The sequence below is a fragment of the Leifsonia sp. KNZ12-8B genome, from assembly GCF_056755495.1.
Map to the genome: position 1 here is coordinate 1 of NZ_JBPGXM010000116.1, position 12,041 is coordinate 12,041.

Annotated in this window: 11 protein-coding genes; 7 read left to right on the forward strand and 4 right to left on the reverse strand. The window is 72.2% G+C overall.

The features are described 5' to 3' along the window. The first annotated feature begins 149 nt into the window (after positions 1-149). The 3 genes from ACR9ZG_RS14835 to ACR9ZG_RS14845 all read left to right on the forward strand — a co-directional run bounded on the left by ACR9ZG_RS14835 (position 150) and on the right by ACR9ZG_RS14845 (position 2,924). Positions 150-1,145: a DNA-directed RNA polymerase subunit alpha gene (locus tag ACR9ZG_RS14835; RefSeq protein WP_301212311.1), complete on the forward strand. Its 996-nt coding sequence runs from the start codon at positions 150-152 to the stop codon at positions 1,143-1,145. 55 nt (positions 1,146-1,200) lie between these two features. Beyond that, positions 1,201-1,782, forward strand: coding sequence for a 50S ribosomal protein L17 (rplQ, locus tag ACR9ZG_RS14840; RefSeq protein ID WP_481285620.1), 582 nt, complete (start codon positions 1,201-1,203; stop codon positions 1,780-1,782). 89 nt (positions 1,783-1,871) lie between these two features. Continuing rightward, a complete protein-coding gene (locus tag ACR9ZG_RS14845) occupies positions 1,872-2,924 on the forward strand; it encodes a GNAT family N-acetyltransferase (protein WP_481285621.1) in 1,053 nt (350 codons plus the stop codon). 36 nt (positions 2,925-2,960) lie between these two features. On the opposite strand, the gene ACR9ZG_RS14850 is transcribed toward ACR9ZG_RS14845, so the two are convergent. Further along, positions 2,961-4,949 carry an acyltransferase family protein gene (locus tag ACR9ZG_RS14850; RefSeq protein ID WP_481285622.1) on the reverse strand — a complete coding sequence of 663 codons (1,989 nt, stop codon included), beginning with the start codon at positions 4,947-4,949 and terminating at the stop codon, positions 2,961-2,963. A gap of 137 nt (positions 4,950-5,086) precedes the next feature. On the opposite strand from ACR9ZG_RS14850, the gene truA reads away from it, so the two are divergent. Beyond that, complete coding sequence (gene truA / locus ACR9ZG_RS14855) at positions 5,087-5,956, forward strand: tRNA pseudouridine(38-40) synthase TruA (protein WP_481285623.1); 870 nt, start codon at positions 5,087-5,089, stop codon at positions 5,954-5,956. Here truA and ACR9ZG_RS14860 read toward each other — a convergent pair. From ACR9ZG_RS14860 to ACR9ZG_RS14870, 3 genes are read right to left on the reverse strand one after another with little or no spacing between them, the layout of a single operon-like run. Then, positions 5,953-7,239, reverse strand: coding sequence for a DUF6716 putative glycosyltransferase (locus ACR9ZG_RS14860; protein ID WP_481285624.1), 1,287 nt, complete (start codon positions 7,237-7,239; stop codon positions 5,953-5,955). The genes truA and ACR9ZG_RS14860 overlap by 4 nt on opposite strands. 2 nt (positions 7,240-7,241) lie before the next feature. Further along, positions 7,242-8,114: an N-acetylneuraminate synthase family protein gene (locus tag ACR9ZG_RS14865; RefSeq protein WP_481285625.1), complete on the reverse strand. Its 873-nt coding sequence runs from the start codon at positions 8,112-8,114 to the stop codon at positions 7,242-7,244. Beyond that, a complete protein-coding gene (locus ACR9ZG_RS14870) occupies positions 8,111-9,304 on the reverse strand; it encodes a cytidylyltransferase domain-containing protein (protein WP_481285626.1) in 1,194 nt (397 codons plus the stop codon). Before ACR9ZG_RS14870 ends, ACR9ZG_RS14865 begins: the two co-directional genes overlap by 4 nt. Before the next feature lie 259 nt (positions 9,305-9,563). Between ACR9ZG_RS14870 and rplM the strand changes: the two genes are divergently transcribed. From rplM to glmM, 3 genes are read left to right on the forward strand one after another with little or no spacing between them, the layout of a single operon-like run. Next, positions 9,564-10,010: a 50S ribosomal protein L13 gene (gene rplM / locus ACR9ZG_RS14875; protein WP_481285627.1), complete on the forward strand. Its 447-nt coding sequence runs from the start codon at positions 9,564-9,566 to the stop codon at positions 10,008-10,010. A 49-nt stretch (positions 10,011-10,059) separates the two neighbouring features. Continuing rightward, on the forward strand, positions 10,060-10,557 hold the full coding sequence (rpsI, locus tag ACR9ZG_RS14880) for a 30S ribosomal protein S9 (protein ID WP_481285628.1): 498 nt from the start codon (positions 10,060-10,062) through the stop codon (positions 10,555-10,557). A gap of 28 nt (positions 10,558-10,585) precedes the next feature. Then, a complete protein-coding gene (glmM, locus tag ACR9ZG_RS14885; RefSeq protein ID WP_481285629.1) occupies positions 10,586-11,947 on the forward strand; it encodes a phosphoglucosamine mutase in 1,362 nt (453 codons plus the stop codon). The last annotated feature ends 94 nt before the right edge of the window (positions 11,948-12,041 follow it).

Genomic DNA, 12,041 nt, shown 5'->3' on the forward strand with positions numbered 1-12,041 from the left:
CCCCCCCCCCGCTGGGGCGGGCGGCTTGTCCGCGTCCGCCCCCCCGCGCGGGGGGGCCCCACCGGGCCCGCGGCCTGACGGCGTGACGCACACCCCCTGAATCAGAAGCAAGTGTCATATAGCGGACACTTAGCCGAAAGGAATCAACAGTGCTCATTGCACAGCGTCCGACGCTCACCGAAGAGAACATCTCCGAGTTCCGGTCGCGGTTCGTCATCGAGCCGCTCGAGCCGGGCTTCGGCTACACCCTCGGCAACTCCCTCCGTCGCACCCTCCTCTCGTCGATCCCCGGCGCTGCGGTCACCAGCATCCGCATCGACGGCGTGCTGCACGAGTTCAGCACCGTTCCCGGTGTCAAGGAGGATGTCACCGAGATCATCCTGAACATCAAGGGCCTGGTCGTCTCGAGCGAGCACGACGAGCCGATCACCGCCTACCTGCGCAAGACGGGCGCCGGCCAGGTCACGGCCGCCGACATCTCGGCGCCGGCCGGTGTGGAGATCCACAACCCGGAGCTGGTCATCGCGACCCTCAACGACAAGGCGAAGTTCGAGGTCGAGCTCACCATCGAGCGCGGCCGCGGCTACGTGTCGGCCCAGCAGAACCGCAACGAGTACAGCGAGGCCGGCCAGATCCCGGTCGACTCGATTTACTCGCCGGTGCTGAAGGTCACCTACCGCGTCGAGGCCACCCGTGCCGGTGAGCGCACCGACTTCGACCGCCTCGTGGTCGACGTCGAGACCAAGCCGGCGATCAGCCCGCGCGACGCGATCGCGTCGGCCGGTCGCACCCTGGTGGAGCTGTTCGGTCTGGCCCGCGAGCTCAACAGCGCGGCCGAGGGCATCGAGATCGGCCCGGCGCCGGTCGACCAGGTGCTCAGCTCGGAGCTGTCCATGCCGATCGAGGACCTCGACCTGTCGGTCCGCTCGTACAACTGCCTCAAGCGCGAGGGCATCAACACCGTCAGCGAGCTGGTCTCCCTCTCCGAGACCCAGCTCATGAACATCCGCAACTTCGGCCAGAAGTCGGTGGATGAGGTCAAGGACAAGCTGACGGAGATGGGCCTCTCGCTCAAGGACTCGGTGCCCGGGTTCGACGGCGCGCACTTCTACAGCGGCTACGAAGAGGACGAGTCCACCATCTGACGTGGGGCGTCCCGCTCACTCGCGTTCACTTTTTTCAACCTGGAGATAACCGATCATGCCCAAGCCCACCAAGGGCCCCCGCCTCGGAGGCGGCCCCGCGCACGAGCGTCTGCTGCTCGCCAACCTGGCCGCTGCGCTGTTCACCCACAAGAGCATCAAGACCACGGAGACCAAGGCCAAGCGCCTGCGTCCGGTGGCCGAGCGTCTGATCACGTTCGCGAAGCGCGGCGACCTGCACGCGCGTCGCAAGGTGCTCGGGATCATCGGCGACAAGGCCGTCGTGCACGAGCTCTTCACCCAGATCGCGCCGCTGGTCGCCGAGCGTGAGGGCGGCTACACCCGCATCACCAAGCTCGGCTACCGCAAGGGTGACAACGCGCCGATGGCGCAGATCGAGCTGGTGCTCGAGCCCGTCGCCCCGAAGGTGAAGTCGTCCAAGACCGCCGCCGCGCCGAAGGCTGCTCCGGCCGCCCCGGTCGAGGAGGCCCCTGCCGAGGAGACCGCGGCCGAGGAGACCCCGGCCGACGAGACCACCACCGAGACCGCTGCCGCCGAGGCCGAGGTCGTCGAGGAGGCCACCGGCGACGCCGAGGCCGCCGGTGAGACCACCGCCGAGGCGGACGCCGAGAAGGCGTAACGCCACTCGCACCCGTCGAAAGGCCCCGCATCCGTCCGGATGCGGGGCCTTTCGCATGGGCGGTGCGGGCGTGTGGCAGGGTGGTGGGCATGGCCGAGACGACCTCCCGAACCCTGACCCCGCTGAGCGAACGGGTGACGGCGCCCGACACCGTGGTGCCCGCGCATCCGCTCGTCGCCGAGTGGCGCCCGGTGACCGCGGCAGACGTGGATGCCGTGTGGGAGGTCCGACGCACGGCCGACGCGGTCGACCACCCGAACTATGTGGCCACCCGCGACGAGGTCGAGGAGGATCTCGCGTACAGCTTCGTGGACCTCGAGCGCGACACCCTGCTCGCGATCGGCCACGACGGTCGCCCGTTGGCGTTCGGCCTCGTGCTGGAGCCGCCGCGCCAGGAGACGCTGGTGCGCGAGTTCATGAACGGCTACGTGCGTCCGGATGCACGCGGCCAGGGGATCGGTCGCGAGCTGATCCGGTGGCAGCGCGCGCGGGGCGAGCAGCGCCTGGCCGCGTCGGACAAGCCGCTTCCGGGCTGGCTCGTCGGCTACGCGGACCGGCGCTCGCCCGACCGGGAGCGGCTCCTGCGCGCCGCCGGGTTCGAGGCCGTGCGCTGGTTCCACACGATGGAGCGCGATCTGAGCGCACCTGTTCCGGAGGTGACCCCGACCGAGCCGGTGACCATCCGCACGTACGCCGACGCCGTGACCGACGATGCCGCGGATGCGGCCGCCCACGCGGCGCGGGACGAAGCGTTCCGCGATCACTGGGGGAGCCAGCCGCTGAGCGAGGAGCAGTGGCGTTCGCTCGTCGGCGGCGTGTTCGTGCCGGAGCTGTCGTTCGTGGCGTACGCGGCGGACGGGACGGTTGCCGGCCTTCTGCTGACCGATGTGAACGAGGAGGACTGGGAGGGGCAGGGCTTCACCGGTGCGTACGTCTCGACGGTCGCCGTGACGCGGCCGCATCGCGGGCGGCGGATCGCGCCGGCACTGCTCGGCGCCGTGCTGCGCGCCGCCGCCGAGCGCGGGTGGGAGCGCGTGGTGCTCGACGTCGACGCGGACAACCCGACCGGCGCCCTCGGCCTGTACACCGGCATGGGATTCGTGCCGACGCAGGGTGAGACGGGCCTCGTCATCGAGTACTGAGCGAGGGCGGCCCCTCCGGGGTCATTGCGGCCGCGCTCACTGCGGCCGCGGCCGGTCCCACGGCTGCGCCGGCCGGACGCGGGAGTACTGCGCGAGCTCGACGAGCGCGTCGTGCAGGGCTTCGGCGTACACCCGCCCGCCGCGCATCCCCGGGTGGATCTGGTCGTCGGCCAGGAGGTCGAGGTGACCGGCGATCGCGCCCTTCCAGTCCGCGAGGACCACGCGACCGGTGTGATCCGCGGCGAAGGCGGCGAGCGTCTCGTTGACGCCGTCGGTCCACGAGCGCGGTGCCTGCACGTTCACGAGCACGAGTCGACGCTGCGGGCCGATGGCGTCGAGGACCCGGTCGAGGCCGGCGCGCGAGATGGAGCCGTTCGTGCCGAGCCCGAGCACCACCACCTTCCGCAGCGTGCCGGTGTCGGCCGCCCGGTGGAGAAGCTCGGGTGCTGCGCTCAGCTGGCGCGAGACCACGGCGTCGACGGCGATCCCGGGGTACGCCTCCTGAAGCGCGGGGGCGGACGCGAGCATCACGGAGTCGCCGACCGCGGAGATGTCGGGGCCCGTCGCGACGGGCTGCGGGTCGGGCGGGACGCGCAGCGTGGGCCGCGATGACGATCCTGCGGCGGCACCGGGCTCCAGCGAGGCGGCACCCTGCTGGATGTAGCGCTGGGCCCCGGTCGTCGTCGGTGCGACACTCACCGCGGCGACGGTGCCGGCCACCAGCAGGAGGGCGACGGTCAGCATCCCGTAGCCGCCCAGGCGCGCGCCGCGCGAGCCCGCCATCCGTTCGCGCACCAGGCGCGCCGCGCCGAGCAGGCCGTGGCGACGGATGGGCTGCTCGAGGTGCCGGTAGGAGAGCAGGGCCGCCGCGACCGAGACGGCCAGCGAGCCGACGCCGACCACGACCGCCGTGACCGGATCGTGCTCGTCGGGGACGAGCGCGCACGCCAGCACGAAGACCGGCCAGTGCCAGAGGTACAGCCCGTACGAGCGCGCGCCGACGTATCGCAGCGGGCGCGCGTCCAGCATCCGGCCGAGCCAGGCGTCGGGGAGGACCGCTGCCCAGATCGCCAGCGCGGTCAGCACGCTGACCAGCACGAGTCCGCCGCGGTAGGTGGCGTCGGCGTCGTCGCGCAGGCCGTAGGCGGCGATCACGAGCCCCAGGACGGAGAGCGCGCCGAGCGTGGGCAGCCACCGACGCACGAAGATCTGGAGGGCGCTCTCACCGACGTCGAGGTCGAGCGGGCGCATCCTGGCGACGAGCAGCGCGACGGCGGCGCCCAGCGCGAGTCCGAAGCTGTGCGTGTCGGAGCCGAAGTACACACGCGTCGGATCGGTGCCAGGGGCGTGGACGAACGCCATCGCGAGCGCGGAGGCCGCGGCCACCGCCAGCACGATCACCAGTCGTGCCCACCACGATCGCAGAAGCGCCAGCCCCAGCACGACGAACGGCCAGACCAGGTAGAACTGCTCCTCGACGGCGAGCGACCAGAGGTTGCGGAACAGCTCCGGCGCTCCCTGCGCGAAGTAGCTCGCGTCGCCGGCGATCGAGAGCCAGTTGGCGCTGAAGGTCGCGGCGCCCAGCACCTGCCTCGGCAGGCCGACCAGCACATCCCCGCCGATGGCGAGGGCCGCCGTGGAGCACACGATGACGAGCGCGACGATGGCGGGCAGCAGGCGCCGGGCCCTGCGCACCCAGAAGCGCCGGAGGTCGAGCCTTCCCGTGCTCCGGCGCTCGCGCATCAGCAGGCTGGTGATGAGGAAGCCGCTGATGACGAAGAACACGTCGACGCCGATGAACCCGCCGGGCAGCACGCCGGGGAACAGGTGGTAGACGAGCACGACGGCGACCGCGAACGCGCGCAGGCCGTCCAGGCCGCTGAACCGGCGGGAGGTGCGCTCGGCGAGGGGCGGGAAGGCCCCCGGCCGCACCTCCACCTGGGGGCGGAGGGTCCACGAAACGGCCTCCGGCGGCGCGGCGGGCGCGGCGGAGGCTGGGGGCTGCGTGTCGGTGATCCTGGACATCGAAGCGCCCACCATAGCAACGCCCGCCGACACCGCTCGGACGCCGCACGCCGACACTCAGCGGCTTCCCGGCGACCTCTGCGCCACGTTCGGAGGGCGCCTTCGCGGCCGCCAGGACTGCTCCCTAGAATCGAGGGATGACCGACCAGGTGTTGCGCAGATTCCGGCTCGACATCGCATACCAGGGCACCGACTTCAACGGGTGGGGCCGCCAGCCGGAACTGCGCACGGTCCAGGGGGTCCTGGAGGACGCGCTGGCGACGATCTTCCGGCGAGCGGGGGAGCCGCCCACGCTCACGGTCGCCGGGCGCACGGATGCCGGGGTGCACGCGGCCGGCCAGGTCGCGCACGTCGACCTCACCGCCGACCAGGTCGCGGTGCTGCGCAAGCCGCACGGCAAACGGCCGCCGCTGGAGGCGCACGAGGCGCTGGCCCGGCGCATCAACGGCATCCTCGGGCCGGTCCCCGACGTCGTCGTCACGGCGGCGCGTGAGGCGCCGGAGGGCTTCGACGCCCGGTTCTCGGCGCTCTGGCGGCGGTACGAGTACCGCGTCGCCGACCGCGCCTCCCGCCGCGATCCGCTGCAACGGCACCGGACCGCGTGGGTGTCGTCCGATCTCGACCTGACGGACATGGACCAGGCGGCGCACGGGCTGCTCGGGCTGCACGACTTCGCCAGCTACTGCAAGGCGCGCGAGGGTGCGACGACCATCCGCACGCTCCAGGCGTACTCGTGGCGCCGGGACGACGACGGCGTGCTCGTCGGCGAGGTGGTGGCGGACGCGTTCTGCCACAGCATGGTCCGCGCGCTCGTCGGCGCGTGCGTGGAGGTGGGGGAGGGCAAGCTCACCCCGGGCGACCTCGTGGCGCTGCGCGACGAGCGGCGCCGCACCAGCGCCTTCAAGGTCATGCCCGCGCGGGGGCTGACGCTGATGGAGGTCGGCTACCCCGACGGCGCAGAGCTCGCCCTGCGCGCCGAGCGGACCAGGGCGCTGCGCACGCTCTAGGCCGGCGAACCCGGCGCGGCCGAACCGCCGGCTGCGGCCCGCCAGCGCCGCGCGAGCCGGCGCGCGCGCCGGATCGGGGTGCCGATCACCAGGGCGACCGTGCCGAGCGCGCTGCGGTCGAACGGCCCGAGCGCGATCTTGCGCTCCCACGCCCGGCGGAGGGCGCCGCCGCGGCTGCGCCGTGCGGCCGGCCGGTCGACGAGCTCGCCGCGGTCGCGCGCCTCCATCAGGGTCAGTGTCCTGGCCGCCCAGTCGTCGGCGGAGGCCGGGTGGAAGTAGTTGTCGGCGCGCCAGTCCTCGTGCGCGGTCCCGAACCGGCCCGCGATGAGGTCGTCGGCCGTGCCCTCCAGGCCGCTGTCCGCGAACACCTCGTTGATCAGCGAGCGCGACACCCCGAAATCGGTCAGTGTGAGAGCCGGGAGGCGGCGGTCGAGCGCCTCCACCACCGCCGTCGAGCTCACGGTCACCAGGGCGACGGCCCGATCGAGGTGCTCGCTCATCGGGCCGGTCTCGACGGTGAGGTTCGCCGGAGGGTCGGCGGGCAGGAGGTCGGCGTACGGATGCGTCTCGCGGTGCGTCTGCTGCTCGCCCCGCACCGCACGGGTCTTGACGACGACCCGCCACTCGGGATGGGCGCGCGCGGTGAGCGTGAGCCAGTCCACGATCCGGCGGCGGTCCTCCTCGGAGGAGGGGACGCTCGGCTGCGCGGCGAAGATGACGCCGTCCCGGGCGCGATGCCCGTCACCTTCGGCGCCCCGGCCATGCCCGCCGCCCCGCAGGAACGGCAGCGTCGCCAGCGCGAAGTGCGGCTCGACGCCTCCCTCGGCTGCCAGCTGCGCGTACTCGCGCACCTCGCGCCGGCTGTGCAGCACGAAGAGGTCGGCCCGCGCCCGCAGGAAGACGCCCTTCCACTTGGCCGGGTACGAGATGCCGGGGAGGCCCGTGACGATCACCGGGCGCCGGCGCACCCGCCGGTGCAGGAGGTCGATGATCAGCTCGGCGACCGGGCCGATGGTCGCGACGACCACGGCGTCGGGCGGGTCGCGGCGGATCCGGTCGACGATCGCGTCCACGTGCTCGGCGGCGGGAGGTGCGGCCGCCGCAGCCGCGAGCCGCTCGTCGACCCCGTGCAGCGCGGCGCGCAGCTGGGCCGGGCTCGCCGCCGTCGGGGTCGCGACCGTCGCGAGCTCGAGCGTCCAGTCCGCCGGCGCCGCCGAGAGCAGGTGCGCGCCCCACTTCGCGAAGGAGTCGGTGTCGACGATCCCGAGCAGGCGCCGCGGCACGCTCAGGCTCCGACCCGCCGCAGCTTCGAGAGCGGCGCGAGCTCGCCCGGCATGACGCGCTTGACGCCGTCGCCGAGCGCGGTCTCGATGATGCGGATGTCGCGGACCAGCGTGTTCAGGCCGTGCGGCTCGAGGGAGGCGGCGTGGTCGGAGCCCCACATGGTCCTGTCGAGCGTGATGTGGCGCTCGACCGCGGTGGCGCCGAGGGCGACGGCCGCCAGTGAGATCTGCAGGCCGGGCTCGTGGCCGGAGTAGCCGATGGGGACGCCGGGGTAGCGGGCGGCGAGCGAGCCGATCATCCGCAGGTTCGCCTCGTCGGCCGGCAGCGGGTAGGTGGAGGTGGCGTGCATGATCACGAGGCGGTCGGTCCCGAGCGCCTCGACCGCGGTGTCGACCTGCTCGATGGTCGACATGCCGGTGGAGAGGATGACGGGCTTGCCGGTCTGCGCCACCGCGCCCAGCAGGCCGAGGTCGGTGACAGACGCCGACGCGATCTTGTAGGCGACGGCGTTGAGGTCCTCCAGGAATTCGACCGACGGCTCGTCCCACGGCGAGGCGAACCAGTCGAGGCCGCGGAGCGTCGCGTGGTCGCCGATCTCGATGTACTGATCGCGGTCGAACTCGACGCGGTACCGGTAGTCGAGGTACGTCATGGTGCCCCACGGCGTCTCACGCGGCACCGACTTCATGTGCTCGGGGGTGGAGATCGCCGGGGTGCGCTTCTGGAACTTCACCGCCTGCATCCCGGCGTCGGCCGCGACGTCGATGAGCCGCTTGGCGATGTCGACGTCGCCGTTGTGGTTGAGTCCGATCTCGCCGATCAGGTAGGCGGGCGCTCCGCCGCCGATCCGGTGGGATCCGATGGTCACCGTCATGTCCGTGCTCCGTTCCGTTGACTGAGGACGAGGTCTGCGAGCTCCCGGACGGCGCCGTCGCCGCCGCGCCGGGTCAGGACGTGCCTGGCCGCCGCGAGCACGTCGGGGTGCGCGTCGGCGACCGCAACGGGCCAGCCGACGATGGCGAGGGCCGGGAGGTCGTTGACGTCGTTGCCGAGGTACGCGACCCGCGAGAGCGGGACCCCGGCGGCAGCCGCCCACTCCCGCAGCGCCGCCGCCTTGTCGTCCACGCCGTGCCGCACGTCGGCGCGCAGCTTCGCGGCCCGCGCGGCGACGACCGCGTTCTGCTCGGTGGAGAGGATGAGGAGGGGGAGGCCGGCCTCGCGGAGCAGGCGCACGCCCATCCCGTCGCGCCGGTTCACCACGACGGCCTCGGACCCGTCGGAGGCGACGGCGGCGCGGTCGTCGGTGTGGACGCCGTCGAAGTCGGTGACCACGGCGTCCACGTCGATCGGCAGAGGAGCAGCGGCGCGGCCCGGCCCATCGAGCACAGGCGCAAGCGCCCGCGCCAGCAGCAGGTCGGCCGGCTCGTCGATGTCGATCGCGCCCCTGGCCTCCACCTCGGCCATCCGGACGCGGCCGAAGAAGCGGTGACGCGCCGCGAGGAACCCGTCGACGCGCAGGGCGTAGAAGGCTCCGGTCTCGCGGAACTCCGGCTCGCGGTCCTGGCGCCGCGGCCGCACGGCGGCGTCGTGGTTGACGGCGACCGCCTCCCCGTCCGCTCCGGCGCGCCAGAGGAAGGCGTGGGAGGGTGCGGCCGAGAAGACCACGTCGGCGCGTCCGGCCAGCACCTCGGCGACGGCGGCGTCGAGGTCGGCGGGATCGATGAAGGGGGAGGTCGCCTGCAGGAAGAGCAGCACCTCCGGTCGCACGCCGTCCTCCGCCAGCACATCGATGGCGTGCAGCAGCGCCGACTCCGACGAGGCCGTGCCGCCGGAGAGCGCGGCCGGGCGGTCGATCACTGCGGCACCCGCCGCACGGGCGGCCGCCGCGATCGCCGGGCCGTCGGTGCTCACGTGGACGGCGTCGACCAGGCTCGCCGCGCGGGCGGACTCGACGGCGCGGACGACGAGAGCACGGCCTCCGACCGGTTCGAGGTTCTTGCCGGGGATCCCGGTCGACCCGGCCCTGGCCGGGATGACGGCCACGACGCGCGGGGGGAGGGACATGCCGCCACGCTAGGATCGGCCCGTTGCCGGGAGTTGTACGCGCGGAGAACCCGCGCCGACCGGCCGGCGAAGACTCCACCGCCGGTTTGACCGGCGACACGCCCGTCGCGTACGATCGTTCTTTGGTGTCCGCGCCTCCTGCGGCGCGGCATGCGAACGTGAGCCCTCCACCGGAACGGTTCGTCCCTCCTCGAGAGGCGAACCCCCATCGGAGCGGGATTCACGAACTCCTCCGTTCGAACAGAAAGCAGCCACTACTGTGACGCGCACTTACTCCCCGAAGGCCGACGAGATCCAGCGCGACTGGGTCGTCATCGACGCGACCGACGTCGTGCTCGGCCGTCTCGCCAGCCACACCGCCGCACTCCTGCGCGGCAAGCACAAGGCGACCTTCGCCCCGCACATGGACATGGGCGACTTCGTCATCATCATCAACGCCGACAAGGTCGCGCTGACCGGCCAGAAGGCCCTCCAGAAGAAGGCGTACCGCCACTCCGGCTACCCGGGCGGCCTCAAGGCCGTGACCTACTCGGAGCTCCTCGAGAAGAACCCGGTCCGCGCCGTCGAGAAGGCCGTCCGCGGCATGCTGCCGAAGAACTCCATCGGCCGCGCCCAGCTCCGCAAGCTGAAGGTCTACACCGGAAGCGAGCACCCGCACGCCGCCCAGCAGCCGAAGCCGTACACGCTCGGCCAGGTCGCCCAGTAAGCGATCCAGACCTTCACGACTGACTCAAGACAAAAGGATTATCACCACCGTGGCGAAGATCGCAGACAGCATCGACTCGGCCCAGGTCGAGAACGTCGAGTCCTACTCGACCGAGACCCCGGCCACTGAGACGGCGGCGGCCCCGCGTCCCGTCCTCTCCGTCCCCGGCGCGGCCGTTGGCCGCCGCAAGGAGGCCATCGCGCGCGTGCGCCTGGTCCCCGGCTCCGGCACCATCACGGTCAACGGCCGTGAGTTCGCGGACTACTTCCCGAACAAGCTGCACCAGCAGCTCATCACCGACCCGTTCAAGGTCCTCGACCTCATCGGCTCGTACGACGTCGTCGCCCGCATCACCGGCGGCGGCCCCTCGGGCCAGGCGGGCGCCCTGCGTCTCGCCATCGCGCGTGCGCTCAACGAGATCGACCGCGAGAACAACCGCCCGACCCTGAAGAAGGCCGGCTTCCTCACCCGTGACGCCCGCGTCACCGAGCGCAAGAAGGCCGGTCTCAAGAAGGCCCGCAAGGCGTCGCAGTTCTCGAAGCGCTGATCCCGGCAGGGTTCAGGGTTCGGTCTCCATGCCACGCCTTTTCGGTACCGACGGGGTCCGCGGTCTCGCGAACGGCCCCCTCACCGCCGACCTCGCGCTCGGCCACGCGCAGGCAGCTGCTGCTGTCCTGACGCGAGGCCGCAGCGCCGAGGCGCGGCGAGCCTCGGGCAAGCGCCCGACGGCGATCGTCGCCCGCGACCCGCGCGTCTCGGGCGAGTTCCTCTCCGCGGCCGTCGCCGCCGGGCTCGCCAGCTCGGGCATCGACGTCTACGACGCCGGGGTCATCCCGACGCCGGCCACCGCCTTCCTCATCGCCGACTTCGACGCGGACTTCGGCGTGATGGTCTCGGCCTCGCACAATCCCGCGCCCGACAACGGCATCAAGATCTTCGCGCGCGGCGGCACCAAGCTCCCCGACATCGTCGAGGACCGCATCGAGGAGCACCTCGACCTCGAGAAGCTGACGCCCACCGGCGCCGACGTCGGCCGCATCCGGCGCTTCGCCGACGCGGAGGACCGCTACGTCGTGCACCTCCTCGCCAGCCTCCCGCACCGGCTCGACGGCATCCACGTCGTCCTCGACTGCGCGCACGGCGCTGCGGCCGGCATCTCGCCGGAGGTGTTCACCGACGCGGGCGCCCGCGTCACCGTCATCGGCGACTCGCCCGACGGCATGAACATCAACGACGGCGTCGGCTCCACCCACCTCGACAAGCTGGCGGAGGCCGTGCTGGCCGCCGGCGCCGACGTGGGCATCGCGCACGACGGCGACGCCGACCGCTGCCTCGCGATCGACGCCGACGGCAACGTCGTCGACGGCGACCAGATCATGGCGATCCTCGCGGTCGGCATGAAGGAGCGCGGCAAGCTCCGCGACAACACGCTCGTCGCGACCGTCATGAGCAACCTCGGCCTCAAGCTGGCCATGCGCGACAACGGCATCACGGTCGTCGAGACCGCCGTCGGCGACCGCTACGTGCTCGAGGCGATGAACGAGAAGGACTACTCGCTCGGCGGCGAGCAGTCCGGCCACGTCATCATGCGGGAGTTCGCTACGACCGGTGACGGCATCCTCACCGGCCTGCACCTGCTGAGCGAGATGGCTCGCCAGGGCAAGTCGCTCGCCGAGCTGGCTTCGGTGATGACCGTGTACCCGCAGGTCATGGTGAACGTGAAGGGTGTGGACCACCACGCCGTGCACACCGACGAGAGCCTCCGTGCTGCCGTGCAGGCGGCCGAGGCGGCACTGGGCGACAGCGGCCGCGTGCTGCTGCGCCCGTCCGGTACCGAGCCGCTCGTGCGCGTCATGGTGGAGGCGGCGGATCACCCGACCGCCGAGCGCCTGGCCAACGAGCTGGCCGACGTGGTCCGCGAGCGCCTCTCCCTCTGAGCCTGCGAGCACTGACCAGCGAGCAGCCAGCCCCCGAGCACAGGAAAAGTGCCCCGAATCCGCGCGATTCGGGGCCTGTCTCTTATACACATCT